Origin of the sequence: Streptomyces sp. SID10853, assembly GCF_010548145.1 — a bacterium.
Classification (GTDB): domain Bacteria; phylum Actinomycetota; class Actinomycetes; order Streptomycetales; family Streptomycetaceae; genus Streptomyces.
Genome location: NZ_JAAGLN010000092.1, coordinates 1 through 24,813 on the forward strand (window position 1 = coordinate 1; position 24,813 = coordinate 24,813).

Below are 24,813 nucleotides of genomic sequence, written 5' to 3' on the forward strand. Positions count from 1 at the left end.
CGGGCCGCCCCCTGCGCCCGCCGCGCCGCCGGCCCTTCCGTCCCAGGAGCCCCGATGACCACCCTCCGTACCCGCATCGATCCCGCGTCCGCCGAATACACCGCGCACCGCGAGGCGATGCTCGCCAAGCTCGCCGAGCTCGATGCCGAGCACAGCAGAGCGCTCGCGGGCGGCGGCGAGAAGTACGTCGAGCGGCACCGCAAGCGCGGCAAGCTCCTCGCCCGTGAGCGCATCGAGCTGCTGCTCGACCCCGACACGCCCTTCCTGGAACTGTCCCCGCTCGCCGCCTGGGGCACCGACCACCCGCTCGGCGCCTCCATGATCACCGGTATCGGCACCGTCGAGGGCGTCGAGTGCCTGATCACCGCCAACGACCCCACGGTGCGCGGCGGTGCCAGCAACCCGTGGACGCTGAAGAAGGCGCTCCGGGCCAACGAGATCGCGTACGCCAACCGCCTCCCCTGTATCAGCCTCGTCGAGTCCGGCGGCGCCGATCTCCCCTCCCAGAAGGAGATCTTCATCCCCGGCGGTGCGCTCTTCCGCGACCTCACCCGGCTCTCCGCCGCCGGGATACCCACCGTCGCCGTGGTCTTCGGCAACTCGACCGCGGGCGGCGCCTACGTACCCGGCATGTCCGACCACGTGATCATGATCAAGGAGCGGTCGAAGGTCTTCCTGGGCGGTCCGCCGCTGGTGAGGATGGCGACCGGTGAGGAGTCCGACGACGAGTCGCTCGGGGGTGCCGAGATGCACGCCCGTGTCTCGGGGCTTGCCGACTACCTCGCCCTGGACGAACCCGACGCGCTGCGGCAGGCCCGCCGCGTCGTCGCCCGCCTCAACTGGCGCAAGGCGCAGCCGGATCCGCCGGGACCCGCCGAGCCGCCCCGGTACGACGAGGAGGAGCTGCTCGGGATCGTGCCCGGCGATCTGAAGACCCCGTTCGACCCGCACGAGGTCATCGCGCGCATCACCGACGGCTCGGACTTCGACGCGTTCAAACCGCTCTACGGGCCGAGCCTGGTCACCGGCTGGGCCGAGCTGCACGGCTACCCCGTCGGCATCCTCGCCAACGCGCAGGGCGTCCTCTTCTCGGCTGAGTCCCAGAAGGCCGCCCAGTTCATCCAGCTGGCGAACCAGCGCGACATCCCGCTGCTCTTCCTGCACAACACCACCGGCTACATGGTCGGCAAGGAGTACGAGCAGGGCGGCATCATCAAACACGGCGCGATGATGATCAACGCCGTCTCGAACTCGAAGGTCCCGCACCTCTCCGTCCTGCTGGGCGCCTCCTACGGCGCCGGCCACTACGGCATGTGCGGGCGCGCCTACGACCCCCGGTTCCTCTTCGCCTGGCCCAGCGCCAAGTCCGCCGTCATGGGACCGCAACAGCTGGCGGGCGTGCTGTCGATCGTCGCCCGCGCCTCCGCGCAGGCCAAGGGGCAGCCGTACGACGAGGAGGCGGACGCCGCGCTGCGCGCCGTGGTGGAGCAGCAGATCGAGTCGGAGTCGCTGCCGATGTTCCTGTCCGGGCGGCTGTACGACGACGGGGTCATCGACCCGCGCGACACCAGGACCGTGCTCGGCCTGTGTCTGTCCGCCCTCCACAACGCACCGGTCGAGGGCGCCCGCGGCGGCTTCGGCATCTTCCGGATGTGAGGACGGACATGAAGACAGGAACGAAGATGATCACCTCCCTCCTTGTCGCCAACCGCGGTGAGATCGCCTGCCGTATCTTCCGTACCTGCCGCGCCCTGGGCATCGCGACCGTGGCGGTCTTCTCCGACGTGGACGCGGACGCGCTGCACGTACGGGAGGCGGACACCGCCGTACGGCTGCCGGGCGCGGCGCCCGCCGACACCTATCTGCGCGGCGATCTCGTCGTCGCGGCAGCGCTCGCCGCGGGGGCCGACGCGATCCACCCGGGGTACGGCTTCCTCTCCGAGAACGCCGGGTTCGCCCGCGCGGTCACCGGCGCCGGGCTCACCTGGGTCGGCCCGCCCGCCGACGCCATCGAGGCGATGGCGTCCAAGACCCGGGCCAAGAAACTCATGGCCGCGGCCGGTGTCCCGCTGCTGGCCCCCGTCGAACCGGCCGCCGCCACCGTCGCCGATCTGCCGCTGCTGCTCAAGGCGGCGGCGGGCGGCGGCGGCCGCGGGATGCGCGTCGTACGCGAACTCGGCTCGCTGGAAGCGGAGTTGACGGCATCCGTGGCCGAGGCGCGGTCCGCCTTCGGGGACGGCGAGGTGTTCGCCGAGCCGTATGTGGAGCGCGGACGCCATGTCGAGGTGCAGATCATGGCCGACGCGCACAGCACGGTCTGGACGCTCGGCACCCGCGACTGCTCCCTCCAGCGCCGCCACCAGAAGGTCATCGAGGAGGCCCCCGCGCCCGGCCTCCCCGACGCCCTGCGCGCCACCCTGAGCGAGGCCGCCACCGCGGCGGCCCGCGCGGTGGAGTACCGGGGCGCGGGCACCGTCGAGTTCCTCGTCGCGGAGAGCGGCGACCGCGCGTACTTCCTGGAGATGAACACCCGCCTCCAGGTCGAACACCCCGTCACCGAGGCCGTGTTCGGCCTCGACCTGGTCGCGCTCCAGCTCCGTACCGCGCAGGGCGAACCGCTCCCGCCCGGCGGCCCCCCGCAGCCGCACGGCCACGCCGTGGAGGCCCGCCTGTACGCGGAGGACCCGGCGGCCGGCTGGGCCCCGCAGACGGGCACCCTGCACCGGCTGGACGTGCCGGGCACCGGCGCCCTGAACGGCAGCGCACCCACGGGGACACCCGGGGGAGCACCCACGGGAACACCCGCGGGAACGGGAGCGCCCACCGTCCGGCTGGACACCGGCTACACCGGCGGCGACACCATCGGCATCCACTACGACCCGATGCTCGCCAAGGTCATCGCCCACGCCCCCACCCGTACGGAAGCGCTGCGCACCCTCGCGTACGCCCTCGAACGCGCCCGTATCCACGGCCCGGTCACCAACCGTGACCTGCTCGTACGGTCCCTGCGCCACCCGGACGTCGTCGCCGCGCGGCTCGACACCGGCTTCTACGACCGGCAGCTGCCCGGACTCACCACTCCGGCGCCCGAACCGCTCGCCGCGCTCGCCGCCGCCCTCGCGGACGCGGCGGGGGCCCGGATCGGCGGCTGGCGGAACGTACCGTCCCAGCCCCAGTCCAAGACCTACCGCTCGGAGCCCGACGGCGAGGTGTACGAGGTCCGCTACCGCCTCACGCGGGACGGGCTGCGTGCCGACGGCTTCCCCGGCGTACGGCTGCACGCCGCCACACCCCGGCGGGTCTCGCTCGAAGCGGACGGTGTGCTGCGCCACTTCGACGTCGAGGTGCACGGCGACCGCGCCCACGTCGGCCCGCACACCCTCACCCTGCTGCCCCGCTTCCCCGACCCGGCCGCCCGCACGGCGCCCGGCTCGCTGCTCGCACCGATGCCCGGCACGGTCGTCCGGGTCGCGGACGGGCTCGCCGCCGGGGACACGGTCACCGCGGGGCAGCCGCTGATCTGGCTGGAGGCCATGAAGATGGAGCACCGCATCACCGCCCCGGCAGCCGGCACTCTCACCGCACTCCACGCCGCCCCGGGCCGCCAGGTCGAGGTCGGCGCACTGCTCGCCGTCGTACGGACCGGACAGCCGGACACACAGCCGGACACACAGTCGGACATGCAGCCGGACACACAGGAGGCCCTGGAGTCATGAGCACAAGCGTGGGAACCGAGAACACGGCACAGGAGAACGCAGCACAGCCGAACGCAGCGCAGCCGAACGCAGCACAGGCCAACACCGCCACCGGCAGCGCCGCCACCGAAACCGAGGAGCGCGCGGCCCTGCGCGCCGCCGTGGCCGCCCTCGGCAAGCGCCACGCGGGCACGAGCCACCGCGACTACGACCGGCAGGCGCTCTGGGCCGCAGCGGCGAAGCTCGGCTACCTCGGGGTCAGCCTCCCCGACGAGTACGGCGGCGGAGGCGGCGGCATCTCCGAACTCTCCATCGTGCTTGAGGAGTTGGGCGCCGCCGGATGCCCGCTCCTGATGATGGTCGTCTCGCCCGCCATCTGCGGCACGGTCATCGCCCGTTTCGGCACGGACGAGCAGAAACAGCGCTGGCTGCCCGGGCTGGCGGACGGTTCGCTCACCCTCGCCTTCGGCATCACCGAGCCGGACGCCGGATCCAACTCCCACCGCATCACCACCACCGCCCGCCGGGACGGCGGGGGCGACTGGCTGCTCACCGGCCGGAAGGTCTTCATATCGGGGGTCGACCTGGCCGACGCGACCCTGATCGTCGGCCGCACCGAGGACGCCCGCACCGGACGTCTCAAGCCCTGCCTCTTCCTCGTACCCAGGGACGCGCCCGGCTTCCACCGCACGCCGATCGACATGGAGATCCAGGCCCCGGAGAAGCAGTTCGAGCTGGTACTCGACGACGTACGGCTGCCCGCCGACGCCCTGGTCGGCAGCGAGGACGCCGGGCTGCTCCAGCTCTTCGCCGGGCTCAACCCCGAGCGGATCATGACCGCCGCCTTCGCGATCGGAATGGGCCGCTACGCCCTGGCGAAGGCCGTCGACTACGCGAAGACCCGGCAGGTCTGGAAGGAGCCCATCGGCTCCCACCAGGCCATCGCGCACCCACTGGCCCAGTCCCACATCGAGCTGGAACTCGCCCGGCTGATGATGCAGAAGGCCGCCGCGCTCTACGACGCCGGCGACGACCTGGGCGCGGGCGAGGCGGCCAACATGGCCAAGTACGCGGCGGGCGAAGCCTGTGTGAAGGCCGTCGACCAGTCCGTACACACACTCGGCGGCAACGGCCTCACCCGCGAGTACGGCCTGGCGGCGCTCATCACCGCGTCCCGGGTGGCCCGGATCGCGCCGGTCAGCAGGGAGATGATCCTCAACTTCGTGTCCCACCAGTCCCTGGGTCTCCCCAAGTCCTACTGACAGGAGCGCGATTCCGGTGTTGTTCCGCAGTGAGTACGCAGACGTCCCGGCCCTCGACCAGCCCATCCACGAAGCGGTCCTGGGCCGGGCGCGGGAGTACGGAGAGGCCCCCGCGCTGATCGACGCGGTGGACGGCACCACGGTCAGCTACCGCCAACTCGACACCTTCCACCGGACGGTGGCCGCGGGGCTGGCCGCCGCCGGGGTGCGCAAGGGCGATGTGGTCGCCCTGCACAGCCCCAACAGCATCGCCTACCCTGCCGTCTTCCACGGCGCGAGCCGGGCGGGCGCCACGGTCACCACCGTGCACCCGCTGGCCACCCCCGAGGAGTTCGCCCAACAGATCAGGGACTCCGCCGCACGCTGGATCATCACCGTGTCCCGGCTGCTCGACGTGGCCCGCAGGGCGGCCGAACTGGCCGGCGGGGTCGCGGAGATACTTGTCTGCGACCGGGCCGAAGGGCACCGCTCGGTCCTCGACCTGGCCCCGCCGGGGGGCCCGGTACCGGACATCACTGTCCCGGTCGACCCGGCGGAGGACATCGCCGTCCTGCCGTACTCGTCGGGCACCACCGGCACCCCCAAGGGCGTCATGCTCACCCACCGGTCGCTCGCCACCAACCTGGCGCAGCTGCACCCGTTCGCCCGGATGGGCCCCGGCGAGCGGATCCTGGCCGTACTGCCGTTCTTCCACATCTACGGACTCACCGCGCTGCTCAACGCACCCCTGCGGTACGGCGCGACGGTCGTGGTGCTGCCCCGGTTCGAACTGGGCCAGTTCCTGGCCGCCATCGAGGAGCACCGCGTCAACGGGCTCTACGTGGCCCCGCCGATCGTCCTCGCGCTGGCCAAGCACCCGTCCGTCGACCGCTACGACCTGTCGTCGCTGGAGTACATCGTCAGCGCGGCCGCACCGCTCGACGCCTCTCTCGCCGCCGCGTGCTCGGCCCGGCTGGGGCTGCCGCCGGTGCGCCAGGCGTACGGGATGACGGAGCTGTCACCGGGCACGCATGTCGTCCCGCTCGACGCGCGCAACCCGCCGCCGGGAGCGGTCGGGAAGCTGTTCCCGGGCACGGAGATGCGCATCCTGTCGCTGGACGAGCCCGCCAGGGACCTGGGCGTGGGCGAGGAGGGCGAGGTCGCCATCCGCGGCCCGCAGGTCATGAAGGGCTACCTCGGCCGGCCGGAAGCCACCGCCGCGATGATCGACCGGGACGGCTGGGTGCACACCGGGGACGTCGGGCGGGTGGACGAGGAGGGCTGGCTCTTCATCGTCGACCGGGTGAAGGAACTCATCAAGTACAAGGGCTTCCAGGTGGCCCCCGCGGAGCTGGAGGCGCTGCTCCTCACCCACCCCGGGGTCGCCGACGCGGCGGTCATCGGGGTGTACGACGGGGACGGGAACGAGGTCCCGAAGGCGTTCGCGGTCCGGCAGGCAGGGGCGCACCTCACGGAGGACGAGCTGATGGCGTACGTCGCGGAGCGCGTCGCCCCGTACAAGAAGATCCGGCGGGCCGAGTTCATCGGGGCGGTCCCGCGCGCCACTTCGGGGAAGATCCTCCGGCGTGAACTGCGCGAACGGGAGCGCGGGGCGGGCGGAGCGGACCGGCCGGGCGGCGCGGGCCGTACAGGAGAGGGACCCGTATGACATCCACACCCACGACACCCGGCAGCCCCACCACACCCACCGCCGTGGTCAGGACGGCCCACGATCGGGGGATCACCACCCTCACCCTGGACGCGCCACAGAGCCGCAACGCGCTCTCCGCGCAGCTGGTGGCGGAGCTGACGCAGGCACTGGCGGCTGCGGGGGAGGCCGGTGACTCCGTACGCGCGGTGGTCCTCACCCACACCGGTAACACCTTCTGCGCGGGCGCGGACCTCAAGGGGCCGCCGGACCCGGCGGCGTTCGTCCGGCTGATGCGGGCGATCGTCGCGCACCCCCTGCCGGTCGTCGCCCGGGTCACCGGGCACGTCAGGGCGGGCGGGCTCGGGCTGCTCGGCGCCTGCGACATCGCGATGGCGGGGCCGGGGGCCTCCTTCGCCTTCACGGAGTCCAGGCTCGGCCTGGCCCCCGCCGTCATCTCGATGCCGCTGCTGCCGCGCATGGACGCGCGTGCGGCGGCCCGCTACTACCTCACGGGCGAACGGTTCGACGCGGCGGAAGCGGCCCGTACGGGACTGATCACCGGCGCCGCCGACGATGTGGACGCGGCGCTCGCCCCGGTCGTCGACGGACTGCGCCGGGCCTCCCCGCAGGGCCTGGCCGCATCGAAGTCCCTGGTCACCGCTACGGTGCTGGAGAACTTCGACCGCAGAACGGAAGACCTCATCGCCCACTCGGCGGCCCTCTTCGCGTCCGCCCAGGCGCAGGAGGGCGTACGGGCCTTCCTCGAACGACGGGATCCGGCATGGGTGTGGTGACGAACCGGAACGGCGGCACGGGCCCGGGGAGCGCCGGCACCCCCGGGGACGGCGGCAGGGGCCCGGGCCGCGCCGGTACGCCCGGGGACGGCGGCACGGGTCCGGGGAGCGTCGGCGCGACCCGTGATGGTCCCAAGCAGGACCGCAGCCGCGCGACCCGCCTGCGCCTGCTGGAGGCTGCGGTGTCCTGCCTGGCCGAACGCGGCTGGGCGGGCTCCACCGTCTCCGCCGTCGCGGAACGCGCGGGTGTCTCCCGGGGCGCGGCGCAGCACCACTTCCCGACCCGCGAGGACCTGTTCACGGCGGCGGTCGAGTACGTGGCCGAAGAACGCTCCACGGCCCTGCGCACGCTGCCCCCGCAGGACCGCCGCACCGTGGTGGCGGCCCTGGTCGGCCTCTACACGGGCCCGCTGTTCCGGGCCGCCCTGCACCTGTGGGTGGCCGCGTCGAACGAACCCCAACTGCACGCCAGGGTCACGGAACTGGAGGCCCGGGTGGGCCGCGAGTCGCACCGGATCGCCGTACAGCTGCTGCGGGCGGACGAGTCGGAGCCCGGCGTACGGGAAACCGTGCAGGGCCTGCTGGACATGGCCCGGGGCCTCGGCCTGGCGAACCTGCTCACGGACGACGGGGAGCGCCGCGAACGGGTGGTGGCCCAGTGGGGCGCACTGGTGGAGCGGGCACTGGGCTGAGAGGGACGAGGCGGGGCGGGTCTCACCGGCCCTCTCTCCGCTTCCCCCCAGCCCAGTGCCCTCCCCGGCTCCCGCTCAGACAGCGGCCCACCCGCCGTCCACCGGCAGGAGGTGATGCCGTCGGGCAGCTGCACCTGGTCGGAGACCAGAGCGCAGGCGCCGTCCGGGCTGCGTCGCCATACCCGGCCGGGGACCAGGTCGGCGATGTACATCGACCCGTCCGCGCCGGAGGCGAGGTCGTCCTCACTTGCCCTGGACGAGTACGTCGTCCAGGCCGCCGTCGGCGCGCCAGTTCCTGAGCAGTGCGTGGAAGGTGACCGGCCCGTCGGCGTACCTGTCATTGCGCTCGCGGGGCCTGCCCTCGTTGTTGTAGTAGCCGGGGGTGCACTCGGCCTGGAACTTGTTCAGGTCGGGTGCGTTCTTCCTGAGGGTGCTCACCCAGTCGTCCTGCGCCTCGGGGGTCGGCTCGACGTACCGCGCCCGGCGCCTGCGGGCCTCGGCGACGACCTCGGCCACGTGGATGGCCTGTTCGTCGAGGACGTGGACGAAATTGACGGCGGCGGCATTCTGGAGCGGGCCGAGCTGGAAGAGGTTGGGGAAGCCGTGGCTGTAGAAGCCGTGGAGCGTCCTCGGGCCCTCCTGCCACACCTCGGAGAGTGAGGCGCCTCCCCGCCCGTGCACCGGGAGCCTGCCGGACAGGATCCCCGAGACACCGACCTCGAACCCGGTCGCGAAAATGACGCAGTCGACCTCGTACTCCTGCCCGCCGACCACGACGCCGGTCCCGGTGAACCGCTCCACACCGTGGCTGTCCGCCGTGTCGACGAGGGTGACGTTGTCCCGGTTGAAGGTCTGCAGGTAGTGGTCGCTGAACGTGGGCCGCTTGCACATGTAGCGGTACCAGGGCTTGAGCTTCCCGGCCGTCTCCGGGTCCGGTACCAGCTCGTCCACACGGGCGCGCAGCTCGTTCATCTTCCGGCCGTCGACGATCTCGTAGACACGCTCCCGCACGCCGGGCGGTACCTGGGCGTACGCGTCCGTCGGGATCATCTTCTCCTGGAGGCGCGCGCTGCTGGTCCAGGCGTCGTCCACCAGGTCCTCGTCCACCGGGACACTGCTGACGACCTTGAGGAAGTTCTCCATGCGGTGGCGCTGCCAGCCCGGTTCGAGCGACTCGGCCCAATCCGGGTCGGTGGGACGGTTGTTCCGCACATCGACGGTCGACGGCGTACGCTGGAACACGTAGAGGTGTCCGGCGTCGGAGCCGAGGTGCGGCACGACCTGGATGGCGGTGGCGCCGGTGCCGATGAGGGCGACGCGCTTGCCGGCGAGCTTGTGCAGATTCCCGTCCGCGTCGCCGCCGGTGTACGCGTAGTCCCAGCGGCTGGTGTGGAACGTGTGACCGGTGAACGTCTCGATCCCCGGGATGGCCGGGAGCTTCGCGTGGCTGAGTGTTCCGGTGGCGACCACCACGTAGCGCGCACGCATGTGGTCGCCGCGGTCGGTGCCGACGAGCCACTGCGACGCGTCCTCGTCCCAGCGCAGTCCGGTCGCCCTGGTCTGGAAGCAGGCGTCGTCGTACAGCCCGAAGTGCCGCCCGATCGCCTGCGCGTGCTGCCGTATCTCCTCCCCGGGGGCGTACTTCCACTTCGGCACGTAGCCGACTTCCTCCAGGAGCGGCATGTAGACGTACGACTCGATGTCGCAGTGGATGCCCGGGTACCGGTTCCAGTACCAGGTGCCGCCGAAGTCCCCGCCGTCCTCGATCACCCGGATGGATTCCACGCCCGCCTGCCGCAGCCGCGCGGCGGCGAGGAGACCGCCGAAGCCGCCGCCGACGACGACTGCCTCGACCTCGTCGCGCAGTGGCTCGCGGGTGAAGTCCGGGTCCGTGTAGGGATCTTGGGCGTAGTACCCGAACTCGCCGCGGGCGCCGCGGTACTGGGCGCTGCCGTCCGGGCGGATCCGCCGCTCGCGCTCGGCCCGGTACTTCTCACGCAGCGCTTCGAGATCGACGCCGGGGTCCGACAGCCCGTCAGGTGTGCGGCCGGCGGAGGCGTGAGGGGCAGCCATACGGTGTCTCCTTCTGGATTCGGGCGCGCCCGGGCCTCCTGCGGGCGGGGTCCGCCGCGATCGGTTCGGCCGCGATTGCAGAACCGTACAGCGATGTACGGTTCCTGGCCAAGGTCGCCCCGCGACTCCGTGTGACCGGCCCTGAGGGGGGCGCGGATATCCTTCCCGCATGTCAACGGATGCCGGGCGGAACCTGCGCCGCGATGCCGCGCGCAATCGCGAGCAACTGCTCGCGGCTGCCCGCCGGATGTTCGCCGAGCGCGGCCCCGACGTTCCGCTGGAGGACGTGGCGGGCGCCGCAGCGGTCAGCCGCACGACGCTGTACCGCCATTTCGCCTCACGCGAAGAGCTCGCGGCGACCGTCTTCGAGGACAACGTGACCCGGATCGAGGAGCGTGCCGCCACCCTGCGGGACCACCCGCGGGGGGCCATGGAGCTGTTCGACTTCGTCCTGGACATGCTGGAACACGACCGCGGCCTCGTCCATGTACTCGCGGGCGCGGACATCGCCTGGTTCACCGGGCTCGCGTCCCGCACCACGGACGCCTTTGCGACGGTGCTGGAACACGGCCGGGAGAGCGGCACGGTCCACCCGGGGGTGGTGGCCGATGACGTGCTGACGGCGCTCAGGATGGCCGAGGTCGCGATGCCGGCGGCCGACAGCCCGGGGGCCGGGCACCGGAACCGCCGCGCACGCGTGATGCTGCACCGCACGCTGTTCACGGGCAGCTGAGCGGGCGGCTGGGCGGGCGGCTGAGTAGGAAGCTGGGCGGGCGGCTGGGCAGGCGGCTGGGCGGGCAGCTGGGTCCGCAGCGGGCCCGGCCGTGCCGGGACGTCAGCGGATCTCTTCGCTGAAGAGCGGCCCGCGCCCACTGGGGCAGGCGCCCGCCGGGGCAGGCGCTCACCGGGGCAGGCGCCCGCCCGCCCCACCGGATCTGCGGGGCCGCCCCGGAAGGTGTACACCGGATGACATGGGCCTGCGGCAGCCGTTCGCGTACCGCCTTTCTCCTCGGCAGGCGGGTAACGCCATGCTGGCGCTGCCACTCGGCCTGATCGCGGCCATCGTCCTGACCGACGTGCTGACGCCGAACAGCCGGCCGATGGGCCCGTCGCTGCTGATCGTGGCGCCCGCGCTCGCCGCGTCCTTCGCCTCCACCTTCGTCACCGGGGTGATCGCCGCCCTTGCGGTGGCGGGCATGCTCGTCATCGGGATGCACAGCCACCTGCTGGACACGCTGCAGTTCGAGCAGCAGGTCATCGCCCTGCTGGTGGTCTCGGTGCTCGTGACCCTCTTCCGCTATCTGCGGGAGCGGCGCGCGCGTGAGCTGGCACAGGTACGGATGGTGTCGGAGGCGACACAGCGAGTGGTGCTACGGCCACTGCCGCGAAGGATCGGCCCGCTGAGCGTGGCATCGATGTACATGGCGGCGCAGGAGCACGCCTCGATCGGCGGCGACCTGTACGCGGCCGTACGCACTCCGACAAGCACCCGGGTGATCATCGGCGACGTGAAGGGCAAGGGCCTGACCGCGATCGGCGACGCGGCCTTTCTGCTGGGTGCCTTCCGCGAGGCGGCGCACCGCCAGGCCACGCTGCCCGGCCTGATGGCCTACCTGGAGCACAGCGTGTCCTGGAACCTGGCCGAGCCCACCGAAGCGGAGGCGGCCGGTGAGTGCTTCATCACCGCCGCCGTCATCGACATCCCCGACGGCTCCCCCAGGGTGGAAATGGTCTCGTGCGGGCACCCGCCACCCCTGCTGCTGCACGCCGGACGGGCCACCCTGCTGCCCGCCGTCCGTCCCGCGCCACCCCTGGGCCTGGGCGGGCTGACCCGCACCGATTACCACGTCGACACCTTCACCCTGGAGCCGGGAGATCTGCTCGTGCTGTACACCGACGGGGTCATCGAGGCCCGTGACGCCCGCGGCGGTTTCTACCCGCTGACCGAACGGGCCGCTGTCTGGACGGACGAGAGCCCCACCGCACTGATCCACACCATGCGGACCGACCTGCTGGCTCACGTCGGCGGACGCCTGGACGACGACGCCGCGGTGGTGGCCCTCCAACGCGACCACAGCCAGTTCCACGGCCAGTCGCACTGAGCCTCGCGCTCGACACGGGGGCACATTAATTAAAACCGTACCAAAATCTGGCAGATTCCCCATCGGAAACGGATTGCAACAGGGCAAATGCCAGAAAGCCCACACTTGGTGAATTTCAACAATCCGTTGACGTGGATGCGATCGCGTGTGTAATTTTTAGTCACTATTCCTTCACGGGAAGCGTACGTGAGGTTCATACCCGGTCCCGTCGTCGTCAGTTCCCCGGCTGCAGTGATGACCACGTTGAGGTGCTTTCGTTCTACAGGGGGCGCCTCAAGGGAGGCCCTTTTCCTGCCCTTGAAGGACTTGCCCCATGCCGCTGCACTACCAGTCCTGCACCTTTCGTTACGGTCGCAGTTCACGTCCGGTTCTTGACAGGCTGGACATCGCGTTCTCACCCGGCCATACCGTCCTCCTCGGTCCCAATGGTGCGGGCAAGAGCACCCTTCTCGCTCTCGGCGCCGGTGCTGCGCTGCCGCAATCGGGAAGTGTCCTGTACGGAAGGCTGGACTCGGCCGGCCGTAAACAGTCGCGGTCCTATCGAGGCAAGATTTCCTGGTTGCCACAGCATCCAGGGTTTCTCCCCGGTCTGACATGCAGGGAGCATGTCGCCTATGTGGGATGGCTGAAGGGTATGCGGGAAAGTGCCGCATGGAACGCGGCCCCAGAGGCGATAGAGCGAGTCGGCCTCACCGAAAAAATCAACAGCAAGGTAAAAAACCTGTCCGGTGGCCAGCGGCAACGGATCGCTATTGCCCAAGCCCTCGTTCATGATGCTGAACTCTTGCTTCTCGATGAGCCGACCGTCGGTCTCGACCCGCACCAGCGTCGCCGGTTTCTCGACTTGCTGATTTCGCTGCGCGGAAGCGTCCATGTGATCGTCTCCACCCACGATATCGGCGACCTCGATGAGGCTTTCGACGAGGTAGTGGTACTTGAAGCGGGGAAACCGAGGTTCCGGGGTACCGTCGAGATATTCGCCGATCATGCGGCCCCGGATTGCGCGGCCGGTCGACGCCTGGAGAGTGCCTATGCGTCGCTCCTGGAGGCGGCCGAATGATCACCTGGGCGAATCTGCGCGCCTCGGCGGCACCCTGGCTGGCCATCCCCATCCTGATTTACACGTACCTGTATATCGACGACGTCACGTTTACCGCACCTTCGAGGTATGGCGTTCAGTCCGGTGAATCGGCTGCATACGCCGTCGCGATCATCGCCCCGGCAACAGCTGCGGCTGCTGCGTGGGAGGCGGGCCGGCACCGGCGGCTCGGCGCGTTGCGGTTCACCGGCCAACGCAGTGCACTACCGCAGTTCCTGCGCGCTGCGTCCCCGGTCCTGACGCTGCTGGTGGTACTCGTCACGGCGGCGCTGATGATGGCTCACCATGCGGTGGGCGTGATGCCCAGTGGAACCGGCTGGCTCGCTGCGGCACACCTGATCGTCATTTCCCTGGGCTGGCTGGTCATCGGCTGGAGCCTTGGAAGCGTGCTGCCCAGGAGTATCGCGGCGCCTGCTGCCGGTATCGGCTGCTGGGCGTGGCTGTCCGTTCCGCAGGCGACGTCCAACGCCTGGATACGTCACCTGGGTGGTTTCATCGACGGGCAGTCGAGTGTCACCGATCTGATCTCCCCAGCCGTCTATCTGGTGCCATGGGGTGTGGTCGCCGGTCTGGCCCTCGCGTTCTGGCTCCTGGCCCGTAGAAGCCGACGCACCTTGGCGACCGTCCTGGCCTTGGCCGTGGCAACAGCCACCCTTATCGTCGGCCACGCCGCAGTGGCCGACTGGGGCTTCGGTACTCCGACACACCCCCGCGGCGCAGCCCCGTACTGCACAGGAAAAGCGCCGATGGTGTGTGTACCGCCGGAATACGAGCCGTACGCACAGCAGTTGCGCCAAGACGCCCTGGCTCCGATCGAACGGCTGAAGGAAGCCGGCATAGCCGCCCCGGACGAACTGCGTATCGCCTCGGCTGAGAACTCGCTCAGATCGGGTATCTGGCCGCTGTACTGGTCTCCACCTCCGCGTGGCGCCCACCCGGACGCCGCCGACTTCGACTCGGACTTCGCGGAATCGGCGGTCACCGGAACAGCCGCCCACGCGGGGGCCGGAGTCTGTGAACAGCCGGGATCTCTTCCCGCCGCATGGGCAGCCCTGGTGGTCGGGCTCAAGGAGAAGGACGTACAGGAGGCGCTGACTCCCCAGGACTGGGCGACGGTCCGAAGCGTCCAGCGACTTCCTGCTGGAGATCAAGTCGCCTGGTTCACCCGTACGGCCGTGAATCTGAAGCACTGCGGCAAGGTTCGCTCGTGAACCGCTATGCGATCACCGTGCGCCGCTGGTGGGCCGTCCCCGCGGCGCTGGCCGTGCTCGTTCTCATCTGCTCAGCGATCGGGACGAGCACAGTACCCGTTCCGAGTCTCACCAGAGGGGCGGGAGGCGCCCAACTCGCCTACTTCACACCTGTCCTTGTCGTCATCGCCGTCATGTACTGCCTGGAACGGCAACTGCATGAAGCGGAGACCACGGCGGTCCTGCCGGTTCGCCTGCTCGATCAAGGAGCCGTCGTTCTCACTGCGCTGCTTGCACACGGGGCCGGACTCCTGGTGGGCATGGACATCGCCCGCAATGTCACTCTCCTTCTCGGTATCGCGCTCCTCGTACGCCGGATGGCCAACGAAGCCACGGCAGCAGGAGCAGGGCTGATGTTTCTCATCCTCAACATCATCCTCGGCCGCGCCATCGGGCCCAACGGCCATTCAACACATGCCTGGTGGGCGATTGTGCTCTACCCGTCCGGCAATATGCCCGCTTGGCTTCTGGCGGTGGCCTTGTTCGCGCTGGCTCTTCCTCTGGCATTCTCACGGACGTCGGTATCCCGCTGATGCCGGCGGTGGTCGGATCGCCGAAGCGCCGGCGCGAACTCACCGATCTCGACCAGTGTGCTTTGCCGGTGTTCCGCAGATCGCCGGGGCCGGTACGGCGATACGATGCACCGGCCCCGGCCACCACCCCGACGAAGGGCCCCTGCAGTGAGCCACCGCCGTAGTGCCCGTGCGGCGGTGTTCTCGGCCGGCTCCTGGGGAACCGCCGTCGCCAAGATCCTGGCTGATGCCGGTACGAGCGTCATCGTGCATGCCCGCCGCGCCGAGATCGCAGACGCGATCAACACCATGCACCACAACCCCGGTTACTTTCCCGATGTCGAGCTGCCCACCGCTCTGACGGCCACGACCGACCCGGCGGCGGCCCTGAACCGCGCGGACTACCTCGTGCTGTCCATTCCCGCGCAGTCCCTGCGGCTCAACCTCACGGAGTGGACCCCGTACATCGGGCCCGACACCGTGATCGTGTCGCTGATGAAGGGCATCGAACTGGGCAGTGGAGAACGGGCCAGCCGGATCATCACCGAGGTGACCGGAGTGAGCGAGGACCGGGTCGCGGTGCTGTCCGGGCCCAACCTGGCTCGCGAGATCATGGATGGCCGGCCAGCCGCCGCCACCGTCGCCTGCCGCGACGAGGACGCAGCCCGCCGCTTCCAGCAGGCTTGCCACACGCCGTACTTCCGGCCCTACACCAGCACCGACGTGACCGGCTGCGAGCTGGGCGGCGCGGTGAAGAACGTCATCGCCCTCGCAGTCGGTATCGCCTCAGGCATGGGCCTGGGGGACAACGCCGCCGCTGTTCTCATCACGCGCGGGCTGGCGGAGACCACCCGGCTGGCTGTGGCCATGGGCGCCCACCCGGCCACTCTCGCCGGTCTGGCCGGCCTCGGTGACCTGGTGGCCACGTGCACCTCCCCGCTGTCGCGCAACCGTACTTTCGGCAACCACCTCGGCCGGGGACTGAGCGTCGAGGAGGCGACGGCCGTCACCCGGCAGACCACCGAGGGCGTCAAATCCGCCGGAGCGATCCTCGCTCTGGCCCACGCGCACGGCGTCGAGATGCCGATCACGGAAGTGATCTCCGCCCTGTTGAACGAGGGGGTCACCCTCGACGAGGCCATGGCCATGCTGATGCAGCGGTCCCCCAAACCCGAGCGCTGACTCGCTGCGCCCGCTTTCGGGACCGCCTGGGGGAGGACTGGTGGAGCGGGCACCACGGGTTCCGGCCGGGTAGGACTCAGCGGGGTCACGAGGCCGGCAGCCGGACCGCCGCTCCTACAGCTGCCGACGCTCGCTCGCCCGCCCGACCGCAGCCTCCGCGTCAGCGAGCAGCGCTGCCACGATCTCGGCCGCAGGCCGTAGATCCGGGATGAGGTCGACGCCCTCTCCGGCCCACACAGGAGCGACATCGAGATCGCCGCGGGCGGCCGCCTCGCGGTAGGGGCGCCGGGTCTCCGGGGCGGCGCGCAGTTCGTCCTCGCGGTCGCGCCACTCTTCCAGCGTGCGGTTGCGCAGGGTCCTGGCGGTGTACTGGTCGGGCCATCCGGCCTCGCGGGCGATGTCGAGGACGCGGTTGCGCTCGGTGTCCTCGCCGCGGGCCTTGACGAGTGCCTCGCCGACGCCGGGGGCGATCAGCGCTTCGTGACTGGCCTGGAACCGGGTGCCGACGAGTGCGCCCGCCGCGCCGAGCACCAGGGCCGCGGCGAGCCCGCGCCCGTCCGCGATCCCGCCCGCGGCCAGCACCGGGACGGGGCCGACGAGATCGACCACCGCGGGGACGAACGGCAGTGTGGCCCGCCGGCCGCCGTGTCCGCCGCCTTCGGTCCCCTGGGCGACGATGACATCGGCACCCACGTCCAGGGCGCGCCGGGCCTCGTCCATGTCGGTGGCCTGCACGATCAGCAGACTCCCCGCGTCGCGGACGCGTGCGGCGTACGGCCCGGGGTCGCCGTAGGAGAGCAGGACCGCCCGCGGAGCGTGGGCCAGTGCCTGGTCGACGGCCTGCGGGCCGATGGCCCAGGTCAGGAAACCGACCCCCCACGGTTCGTCCGTTGACTCGGTGACGAGCGACAACTCCCGGCCCAGCCAGTCGGGTTCACCCCGCCCTCCGCCGACCATGCCGAGCCCACCGGCGTTCGAGACGGCCGCAGCCAGGGCTCCGCCGGCGATCCCGCCCATGGGCGCGCAGACGACCGGGTGCCGTACGGGGAGCAGTTCGGTGAATGCGGTGCTGAAGGTCATGGACTCAGCATGCTCCGGGGACCGTGGAGGCGTACATCGTCGACCGGCTCGTCCTGGAAGACGAAAGACTCCTCCGGCCGGTCTTCGCCGGGCCAGGGGAGACCGGCCGGACAGGTCCTGGCCATTCCCCGCCCCGGTGCGGTGAGATAGCGCCCTATGGGACATCAGCAGGTGGGGCGCGTGCGGCGCGTGCGGCGGGGTCCGGCCGGTCTGCTCCGTCGGCACAGGGTTGCTGTCGGGCTGGTGGGAGGGGCGGTTGCTGTCCTCGGGGCCATCGTTCTGCTGTTGGGGCCGGTCTCGTCCCTGCTCGCGGGCGGTACGGTCCGGGGCCTCCACGGCAAGGAACAGGCAGACGCGATGAACGCGGTCCGCCAGACGGTGCTGGCCGCGGTCGGAGGAGCGTCGGTGCTGCTCGGGCTGGGATACACCGCCCGGGGCTACCGTCTCTCCCGGCGCGGGCAGGTGACCGACCGGTTCAGCGTCGCCATCGGGCAGCTGGCCTCCGACAAGCTCGAAGAACGGCTGGGAGGCGTGTACGGACTGGAGCACGTGATGGCCGAGTCACCCCAGGACCACGCCACGGTGCTCGGCGTTCTCTCGGTCTTCGTCCGCGAGAACGCCCGGACGGCTCCCCGCCCGGAACCCGTCGGCCCGGACGCTCGTGGGCAGCAACGCCCTGTTCCGGCTTGGGGGACCGAACCGCCCGCCGACATCAGGGCGGCGGTGGAGGTACTGGCCAGGCGACCGGACCGGGAGGAGGCCCGCCGGATAGATCTCCGCTCCACCGAACTGGCCGGGCTGCTCCTCCGTACCTTCGAGTTCGATGAACCACCGCGGCTTTCCCGGGCGTTCTTGACCTGGGCGAATCTGAGCCGTGCCGATCTGCGGGGCATCGATCTGAGCGACGCGATCGTCAACGGCGCCGACCTGCGCAAGGCGTGGCTCGCATGGGCCCGCCTCGATGGCGCGGGTCTCGTACGGGCCGATCTGCGGGGCGCGCACCTCTCCGATACGCGGCTGCTCGGCGCCGACCTCAGCGGGGCGGACCTCAGGGACACCGAGTCCCTGACCGCCCGGCAGCTGGCCGGTGCTGTGATCGACGAAGCGACCCTGCTGCCACCGGCTCTCTCACATGACCCATGGGTCATGGCGCGCCTCGCGGCCTGCCGGGAGTGGCGCGACCAGCGTGACCAGCACGACGGGCTTGAGCCGCCGCCACCCACGGCTGCTGTTCACCGTGGGTGAGGGAATTCCCGTCGCCCCCGTCGCCACCGTCGCCGCCGTCGGCGCCGTCGGCGCGTGGCCTGAGCGGTAGCAGGTTGGCCGCTGTCGGGCACCCCCGCGCCCCTACCGGGCGACGCCGAGTGTGAGGTCCACGAGGCCGTCGAGGTCGTGGGCCGGATCGCAGTAGCCGAAGATCGCCCGGAGGTACAGGGGCGCGAGGAAGTGGTCGAACACGGTGGTCAGTTCGGGGACGGCCTCTCCACGGTCGGCGGCGCGGTCGAGCGCCTGCTGCACCACCACGGCGCGGGCCGAGAGGAAGTCGGTGAGCTGGCGGTCCTGGCCGTCCCCGCCGTCGCCGCGGCCGTCGTTCTGGCCGTCGCCCCGGCCCCGGCCCTGCCCCGCGGAGCTGTCGGTGCGCACCGCGAGGACCGTACGCAGCAGAGCGAGCCCCTCCGGCCGGGAGACGTCGTCCACGATGGCGCCCGCCCAGGCCAGCAGGTCCCCCCGGAGTGAACCGGTGTCAGGGATCGGGGACTTCTCGTTCAGCTGCGCGACGGAGGCGGCGACATCGAGCACCAGATTGTCGAGGGTTCCCCACCGCCGGTAGAGCGTCGCTTCGTGCACCCCTGCGCGCTCGGCCACATCGCGGCCGGTGAAGCCGTCCCTGCCGCGCTCGGCGATCAGGTCGCGGACGGCCTCGTGCACGGCCTGTCCGACGCGGGCCGTGCGCCCGCCTGGGCGTTTGCGGGGGGCTGGGTTCTGAGCCATGACACCACCGTACCGCAGCAAATGCGTGAGCACTTGCGTTAAGGGGTGGGGGCTCCTATGGTCGCTATAGCGAGTGGACACGCATTAAAGGGTGCTGACGCGTAGGTACGCCGATGCGTCGATCCGCTGATGAGTTGACGCGACGGCGCGTCGGGCGTCAGCGCGTCGACCCGCTCAAGCAGCGAGCAACGAGCAGCGAGGAGCTCTCCATGAAGCAGCTGATGTTCCCCGACCACCCCACCTACTGGTTCGAGACAGTCCGTTCGATGAGCCACATCGCCTACGGCGGCGCCGACTTCGGCGAGGTGCTCGCCACCGCCGAACAGATCACCCCCGGCGACCCCGACAGCTGGCACGACGCCTGGCGGGCCACCGCCGACCGGCTCTTCCACGATGCCGAGCGGGCCCTGGCGGGCGGCCACCGGATCAGCGCCCGCGACAGCTACCTGCGGGCGTGGAACTACTACCGGAACGCCGAGTTCTTCCTGCACGGCGATCCGCACGACCCGCGCATCCTCGACAATTATGACCGTGCGACAGGGGCGTTCGGCCAGTACGCCGCCCTGGCCGGCCCCCACGTACTGCGCCCGGTGCGGATCCCGTTCGAACAGGCCGAACTGCCCGGCTACTTCTACCCCAGCCCGCTGCCCGGCCGCCGCCCGCTCCTGCTGATGCACAGCGGCTTCGACGGCAGCGCCGAAGAACTGCACGTCCAGGGCGCGCTCGCCGCCCAGGAGCGCGGCTACCACGTACTGACCTTCGACGGCCCGGGGCAGCCCGGCACCCGCCACCGCCACGGCCTGCTGTTCCGGCCCGACTGGGAGACGGTCGTGGGCGCGGCCATCGACTGGGCGCTGACCGTCGCGGACGTCGACCCGCAGCGCATCGCCCTGCTCGGAGTGAGCCTCGGCGGGCAACTGTGCCTGCGCGCGGCCGCGTTCGAGCCCCGCCTCGCCGCCGTGATCGCGGTCGACGGCATCTACGACTTCGGCGCCGCGATCACCTCACCGTTCGGCGAGAGCGAAGGCGACGGCGAAGGGGAAGGCGACAGCGAAAGCTCGGGTGAAGGTGACAGCGGCGAGGTCGAGGCGGACGCGGCCACCGTCGGCGCCAGGCTCCGGGCGGACTCCGCCCCGGACATCGACGCCGCCCTGGAGCAGGCCGCCGAGGCCAGCGACACCGTACGGTGGGCCCTCGCCCACGGTCAGTACGTCATGGGCGGCGACACTCCACGCGGCTTCCTCGCCCACACCCTCGACTACCACCTGCGCGACGGCATCGCCGAGGCCATCACCTGCCCGGTGCTGGTCTGCGAAGCCGAGAACGACCTCTTCTTCGCCGGACAGCCCGAGCAGGTCTACGCGCACCTGACCGCCGAGGACAAGGCCCTGATGACGTTCACCGAAGCCGAGGGCGCCGACGCACACTGCCACGCCGGCGCCCAGCGGTACGCCGTCGCCCGCATCCACGAGTGGCTCGACGAGCGGGTCCACCCCGAGCGGGAGGGCGCCCCCGCAGCCCAGCCGCTCAGCCGGTGACGCATCAGCCGGTGCGTATCGGCCGGTGACGCTGCCGCATCAACACCCGTGACGCAGCCGCGTCAGCCCGTGATGCTGTCGTACCCCTCGATGTCGCGGGGGTTACGCGTCCCAGGACCGACGTAGGTCGCCGACGGCCGCACCAGCCGTCCCGTCCGCTTCTGTTCCAGGATGTGCGCGCTCCAGCCCGCCGTACGGGCACACGTGAACATCGACGTGAACATATGGGCGGGAACCTCCGCGAAGTCCAGCACGATCGCCGCCCAGAACTCCACGTTCGTGGCCAGCACCCGGTCGGGGCGCCTGGCGTGCAGCTCCTCCAGGGCCGCCTTCTCCAGGGCTTCGGCCACCTCGAAGCGCGGGGCGGCCAGCTCCCTGGCCGTACGCCGCAGCACCCGGGCCCGCGGGTCCTCCGCGCGGTAGACGCGGTGGCCGAAGCCCATCAGCCGCTCGCCCTGGTCGAGCGCCCGCTTCACGTACGCGCTCGCGTCGCCCGTCCGCTCGATCTCCTCGATCATTCCGAGGACCCGGGACGGCGCGCCGCCGTGCAGCGGCCCGGACATCGCACCGACCGCGCCCGACAGCGCCGCGGCGACATCCGCACCGGTCGATGCGATGACCCGGGCGGTGAACGTGGAGGCGTTCATGCCGTGTTCGGCCGCCGACGTCCAGTAGGCGTCAACCGCCTTGACGTGCTTCGGATCCGGCTCACCGCGCCACCGGATCATGAAGCGCTCGACCACCGACTCCGCCTTGTCGATCTCGCTCTGCGGAACCATCGGACTGCCCTGGCCACGCGCCGACTGGGCGACGTACGAGAGAGCCATCACCGCCGCACGCGCCAGGTCGTCGCGTGCGGTGCGCTCGTCGATGTCGAGCAGCGGTTTCAGGCCCCAGACCGGCGCGAGCATCGCCAGCGCGGACTGCACATCGACCCGGATGTCACCGGAGTGCACCGGGATCGGGAACGGCTCGGCGGGCGGCAGCCCGGGGTTGAACGCGCCGTCGACCAGCAGGCCCCAGACATTCCCGAAGGAGACCTGACCGACCAGATCCTCGATGTCGACGCCGCGGTACCGCAGGGCGCCGCCCTCCTTGTCCGGTTCGGCGATCTCGGTCTCGAATGCGACGACTCCTTCGAGTCCGGGTACGAAAGCGGCTGCGGCGTCGGACATCGGGCGGCTCCTCGTGATGCGTTTTCGTCGGTCGGGTTCGGCGGTTCGGGTTCGTCTTCCTGGTCGGTGCGCACGTCGGCTGTCATGTCCGCGTGCGGAGGCACGAGTCTGACGGCTCCCGCCGGTGCGGGGAAGCGTGACATCCGGCACACATCCCCTTTGCGGCAGGATGGCCCCGTGCCGAACTCTGATCCGAAGCGCGATCCGAAGCGCGATCCGAAGCGCGATCCGAAGCGCGCCCCGAACCCTGGTCTGCCTCCCGGTCAGGCCCCTGGCCGGTCCTCCGGTCCGCCTCCCGGTCCGACCTCTGTTCTGAACCCCGCGGTGATGCGCGAGCAGTACCGTTCCGCCGTACTCGCGGAGGCGGACCTCGCGGCCGCGCCGATGGACCAGTTCACCCGGTGGTTCGCCGACGCCGTCGCGGGCGGCCTGCACGAACCGAACGCGATGATCGTCTCGACCGCGACCCCGCAGGGCAGCCCCTCCGCCCGGACGGTGCTGCTCAAGCACTTCGACGCGGACGGCTTCGTCTTCTACACCAACTACGACTCCCGCAAGGGCCGTGAACTGGCCGCGAACCCCCAGGTCTCGCTGCTCTTCCCCTGGCATCGGATCGCCCGCCAGATCATGGTCACGGGCACGGCCGCCCGTATCACCCGCGAGGAGACCGAGGCGTACTTCCGCACCCGCCCGCACGGCTCGCAACTCGGCGCGTGGGCGAGCGCCCAGTCGTCGGTGATCGCCTCGCGGGAGGAACTGACGAGCCGTTACGAGGAATTGGCGGCCCGTTATCCGGAGGGCACCGAGGTACCGGTACCGGAGAACTGGGGCGGCTACCGGGTGACCCCGGGCACAGCGGAATTCTGGCAGGGCCACGAGAACCGGCTGCACGACCGGCTGCGCTATGTGCGCGCCGGGAACGGGGAGACCGAACCGGGGTGGCGCGTGGAACGGCTCTGCCCGTGAGGTGCGGGTGGGGTGCGGGGGTGCGAGCGCGGTGCGGGTGGGAAAGGGGCGTGCGGCGGGCGACCACCGGAGGCGAACGCGGAACCCGCTGAGAAGAACGCGGAAACCGCTGGACGAACGAGGAAACCCGCTGAGAAGGGGCAGAAACCCGCTGGACGAACGCGGAAACCTGCTGGTCGAACGCAGAAACCCGCGGGCTCTGGTCCCTCCTTGCGGAGGAGCCGGCCGGACTTACCGGCGAGCCCGCGGGTCGGTGACTGCTTGGGATTTCGGCCGGCGGTCTGCCGGCACTGCACAGAGTGCGACGACGGGCCGTCAGCCCGCAGCCACCTCGCAAGTCCGAGAAGAAATCACTTCCGGAACACCTCCCTTCTAGCGTGCGTCCAAGGTTAGGCACGGCGCCGCAGGGCCTCAACCGATTTATTCGGAGCGCAAATTTTTCAGCGAACGGAGTGTGGGCCGCATCACGTTCGCGTTGAATGATCCGACGTGCGGTACATGCAGTACATGCGGCGGACGCGTTCTGTTGGGGGTGCCGGATGAGTGGTTCCCGGATCGAGGCAGCCAGTGCGCTGGGGCCCGATGAGCCCGAGCCCGGTGGGGAGTCGGGGGCAGGTGGGACTCCTGGGCCCGGTGTTCCGGCCGGTGCTTGTGACGGCGCCGGTGATTCCGGCGATCCGGGTGGTCCTGGCTCCGATCTGCTGGCCGCGCTGCTGGACGGGATGGACGCCGCGCTCTGCGCGTTCGACGCGGACGGTGTGGTCACGCACTGGAACCGTGAGGCCGAACGCATCCTCGGCTGGCCGGCCGACGAAGCCGTCGGCCGGGCCGGTTTCGCGGGGTGGGCGGTGCGGTCGTCCGACGCCGACGACGTACAGGGCCGGCTGATGGCGGCGATGCACGGCCCGGGGCGCCAGGTGCACGAGTTCGCGCTGCTGCGCAAGGACGGCGGGCGGGTGCTCGTACGGACCCAGTCCTCCGGGGTGCACGGGCCTGACGGCACACCGGCCGGGGTGTACTGCGCGTTCAGCGAGGTTCACGCGCAGATCGATCTGGAACGGGCGATCGCCCTCAGCGAGGCCATGTTCGACGACGCGCCCTGGGGAGTCGTCCTGGTCGATGTCGACCTGCGGCCGACCGTCGTGAACTCCCATGCCGCGCGGGCCCTCTCGACGGGGCGCAGCACGCTGCTCGGGCGCCCGCTGGGCGACCTGATCGTGCAGGGCGCCGAGGAGCTGGAGGGCGCGCTCCAGCACGTGCTGGCCGAAGGGGCGCTTCCCGCGCCCGCCGAGATGTGGGTGACGCTGCGGACCGCTGAGGGCGAGCGACGGCGCTGCTGGCGCAGTGGGTTCGTGCGGCTGGCCTCGCCGCTCGCGGAGGAGCCCGTTCCGCTCGGGGTCGGCTGGCTCTTCCGTGACATCACCGCGGCCCGGGAGGCCGAGCAGGAGGCGAACCAGCTGCGCTTCCGCGGCAATCAGCTGCACCGCGCCTCGCGGGCGGCCGCGGAGTGCGAGGACCCGATGGAGGCGGCGACGTCGTATCTGGACTTCGCACTGGCCGGGTTCGCCGACCATGCGCTGATCGACATATCCGCCGACGCGCTGACCTCCCGCTCCTCCGCGCCGACCGCCGACGCGGCGGGTTCCGGCTCCGGCGCGCTGACCGCGGACGCGGTGGGTTCCGGCTCCGGCGCGCTGACCGCGGATGCGCCGGCCTCCGGCTCCTCAGGCCCGGCTGTCCCGTCTTCCGGCCTCGGCGCCGGGGAGCCTCC

20 protein-coding genes are annotated in these 24,813 nt (G+C 71.0%); 16 read left to right on the top strand and 4 right to left on the bottom strand.

The window, feature by feature from the left end:
- Nucleotides 1-54 precede the first annotated feature (54 nt).
- Genes G3I19_RS18795 through G3I19_RS18820 form a run of 6 tightly spaced genes read left to right on the top strand, consistent with a single transcriptional unit; the run spans nucleotide 55 to nucleotide 8,073 of the window.
- Nucleotides 55-1,656, top strand: coding sequence for a carboxyl transferase domain-containing protein (locus G3I19_RS18795; protein WP_164264798.1), 1,602 nt, complete (start codon nucleotides 55-57; stop codon nucleotides 1,654-1,656).
- Nucleotides 1,657-1,682: 26 nt separating this feature from the next.
- Nucleotides 1,683-3,716: a biotin carboxylase N-terminal domain-containing protein gene (locus tag G3I19_RS18800; RefSeq protein WP_164264817.1), complete on the top strand. Its 2,034-nt coding sequence runs from the start codon at nucleotides 1,683-1,685 to the stop codon at nucleotides 3,714-3,716.
- Nucleotides 3,713-4,957 (top strand): acyl-CoA dehydrogenase family protein, encoded by a 1,245-nt coding sequence (locus G3I19_RS18805; RefSeq protein WP_164264799.1) that lies wholly within the window; start codon nucleotides 3,713-3,715, stop codon nucleotides 4,955-4,957. Before G3I19_RS18800 ends, G3I19_RS18805 begins: the two co-directional genes overlap by 4 nt.
- Before the next feature lie 16 nt (nucleotides 4,958-4,973).
- The gene (locus G3I19_RS18810) at nucleotides 4,974-6,605 is read left to right on the top strand and encodes a 4-coumarate--CoA ligase family protein (protein ID WP_164264800.1); all 1,632 of its coding nucleotides are present in this window, start codon (nucleotides 4,974-4,976) and stop codon (nucleotides 6,603-6,605) included.
- Nucleotides 6,602-7,381: an enoyl-CoA hydratase family protein gene (locus tag G3I19_RS18815; protein WP_164264801.1), complete on the top strand. Its 780-nt coding sequence runs from the start codon at nucleotides 6,602-6,604 to the stop codon at nucleotides 7,379-7,381. Before G3I19_RS18810 ends, G3I19_RS18815 begins: the two co-directional genes overlap by 4 nt.
- On the top strand, nucleotides 7,369-8,073 hold the full coding sequence (locus G3I19_RS18820; RefSeq protein ID WP_164264802.1) for a TetR/AcrR family transcriptional regulator: 705 nt from the start codon (nucleotides 7,369-7,371) through the stop codon (nucleotides 8,071-8,073). Before G3I19_RS18815 ends, G3I19_RS18820 begins: the two co-directional genes overlap by 13 nt.
- 243 nt (nucleotides 8,074-8,316) lie before the next feature.
- Here G3I19_RS18820 and G3I19_RS18825 read toward each other — a convergent pair whose 3' ends face one another.
- Nucleotides 8,317-10,146 carry an NAD(P)/FAD-dependent oxidoreductase gene (locus G3I19_RS18825; RefSeq protein ID WP_164264803.1) on the bottom strand — a complete coding sequence of 610 codons (1,830 nt, stop codon included), beginning with the start codon at nucleotides 10,144-10,146 and terminating at the stop codon, nucleotides 8,317-8,319.
- A gap of 169 nt (nucleotides 10,147-10,315) precedes the next feature.
- On the opposite strand from G3I19_RS18825, the gene G3I19_RS18830 reads away from it, so the two are divergent.
- From G3I19_RS18830 to G3I19_RS18855, 6 genes are all read left to right on the top strand, one after another.
- Nucleotides 10,316-10,879 (top strand): TetR/AcrR family transcriptional regulator, encoded by a 564-nt coding sequence (locus tag G3I19_RS18830; protein WP_164264804.1) that lies wholly within the window; start codon nucleotides 10,316-10,318, stop codon nucleotides 10,877-10,879.
- 295 nt (nucleotides 10,880-11,174) lie between these two features.
- Nucleotides 11,175-12,248 carry a PP2C family protein-serine/threonine phosphatase gene (locus G3I19_RS18835; protein ID WP_239074530.1) on the top strand — a complete coding sequence of 358 codons (1,074 nt, stop codon included), beginning with the start codon at nucleotides 11,175-11,177 and terminating at the stop codon, nucleotides 12,246-12,248.
- A 313-nt stretch (nucleotides 12,249-12,561) separates the two neighbouring features.
- The gene (locus G3I19_RS18840) at nucleotides 12,562-13,308 is read left to right on the top strand and encodes an ATP-binding cassette domain-containing protein (RefSeq protein ID WP_164264806.1); all 747 of its coding nucleotides are present in this window, start codon (nucleotides 12,562-12,564) and stop codon (nucleotides 13,306-13,308) included.
- Nucleotides 13,305-14,558: a hypothetical protein gene (locus G3I19_RS18845; protein WP_164264807.1), complete on the top strand. Its 1,254-nt coding sequence runs from the start codon at nucleotides 13,305-13,307 to the stop codon at nucleotides 14,556-14,558. Before G3I19_RS18840 ends, G3I19_RS18845 begins: the two co-directional genes overlap by 4 nt.
- The gene (locus tag G3I19_RS18850) at nucleotides 14,555-15,130 is read left to right on the top strand and encodes a hypothetical protein (protein ID WP_164264808.1); all 576 of its coding nucleotides are present in this window, start codon (nucleotides 14,555-14,557) and stop codon (nucleotides 15,128-15,130) included. The genes G3I19_RS18845 and G3I19_RS18850 overlap by 4 nt, the downstream gene beginning before the upstream one ends.
- A gap of 147 nt (nucleotides 15,131-15,277) precedes the next feature.
- Complete coding sequence (locus G3I19_RS18855; RefSeq protein ID WP_343235140.1) at nucleotides 15,278-16,291, top strand: NAD(P)H-dependent glycerol-3-phosphate dehydrogenase; 1,014 nt, start codon at nucleotides 15,278-15,280, stop codon at nucleotides 16,289-16,291.
- A gap of 114 nt (nucleotides 16,292-16,405) precedes the next feature.
- Here G3I19_RS18855 and G3I19_RS18860 read toward each other — a convergent pair whose 3' ends face one another.
- Nucleotides 16,406-17,371, bottom strand: coding sequence for a nitronate monooxygenase (locus G3I19_RS18860; RefSeq protein WP_164264810.1), 966 nt, complete (start codon nucleotides 17,369-17,371; stop codon nucleotides 16,406-16,408).
- 285 nt (nucleotides 17,372-17,656) lie between these two features.
- Here G3I19_RS18860 and G3I19_RS18865 point away from each other — a divergent pair, with 285 nt between their 5' ends.
- A complete protein-coding gene (locus G3I19_RS18865) occupies nucleotides 17,657-18,616 on the top strand; it encodes a pentapeptide repeat-containing protein (protein WP_164264811.1) in 960 nt (319 codons plus the stop codon).
- Nucleotides 18,617-18,718: 102 nt separating this feature from the next.
- On the opposite strand, the gene G3I19_RS18870 is transcribed toward G3I19_RS18865, so the two are convergent.
- Entirely contained in the window at nucleotides 18,719-19,363 is a 645-nt protein-coding gene (locus G3I19_RS18870; protein ID WP_164264812.1) for a TetR/AcrR family transcriptional regulator, read from the bottom strand.
- Between the two features lie 209 nt (nucleotides 19,364-19,572).
- On the opposite strand from G3I19_RS18870, the gene G3I19_RS18875 reads away from it, so the two are divergent.
- Nucleotides 19,573-20,901, top strand: a complete 1,329-nt coding sequence (locus tag G3I19_RS18875) for an alpha/beta hydrolase (RefSeq protein ID WP_164264813.1) — start codon at nucleotides 19,573-19,575, stop codon at nucleotides 20,899-20,901.
- Between the two features lie 62 nt (nucleotides 20,902-20,963).
- Here the strand turns inward: G3I19_RS18875 and G3I19_RS18880 are convergent, their stop codons facing one another.
- Nucleotides 20,964-22,076 (bottom strand): citrate synthase 2, encoded by a 1,113-nt coding sequence (locus G3I19_RS18880; protein WP_164264814.1) that lies wholly within the window; start codon nucleotides 22,074-22,076, stop codon nucleotides 20,964-20,966.
- A 327-nt stretch (nucleotides 22,077-22,403) separates the two neighbouring features.
- Between G3I19_RS18880 and pdxH the strand changes: the two genes are divergently transcribed.
- Together pdxH and G3I19_RS18890 are read left to right on the top strand one after the other, a co-directional pair.
- Nucleotides 22,404-23,042, top strand: coding sequence for a pyridoxamine 5'-phosphate oxidase (pdxH, locus tag G3I19_RS18885; RefSeq protein WP_164264815.1), 639 nt, complete (start codon nucleotides 22,404-22,406; stop codon nucleotides 23,040-23,042).
- A gap of 539 nt (nucleotides 23,043-23,581) precedes the next feature.
- Nucleotides 23,582-24,813, top strand: a 1,232-nt coding sequence (locus G3I19_RS18890) for a PAS domain-containing protein (RefSeq protein ID WP_164264816.1), incomplete at its 3' end; no start/stop codon positions are given.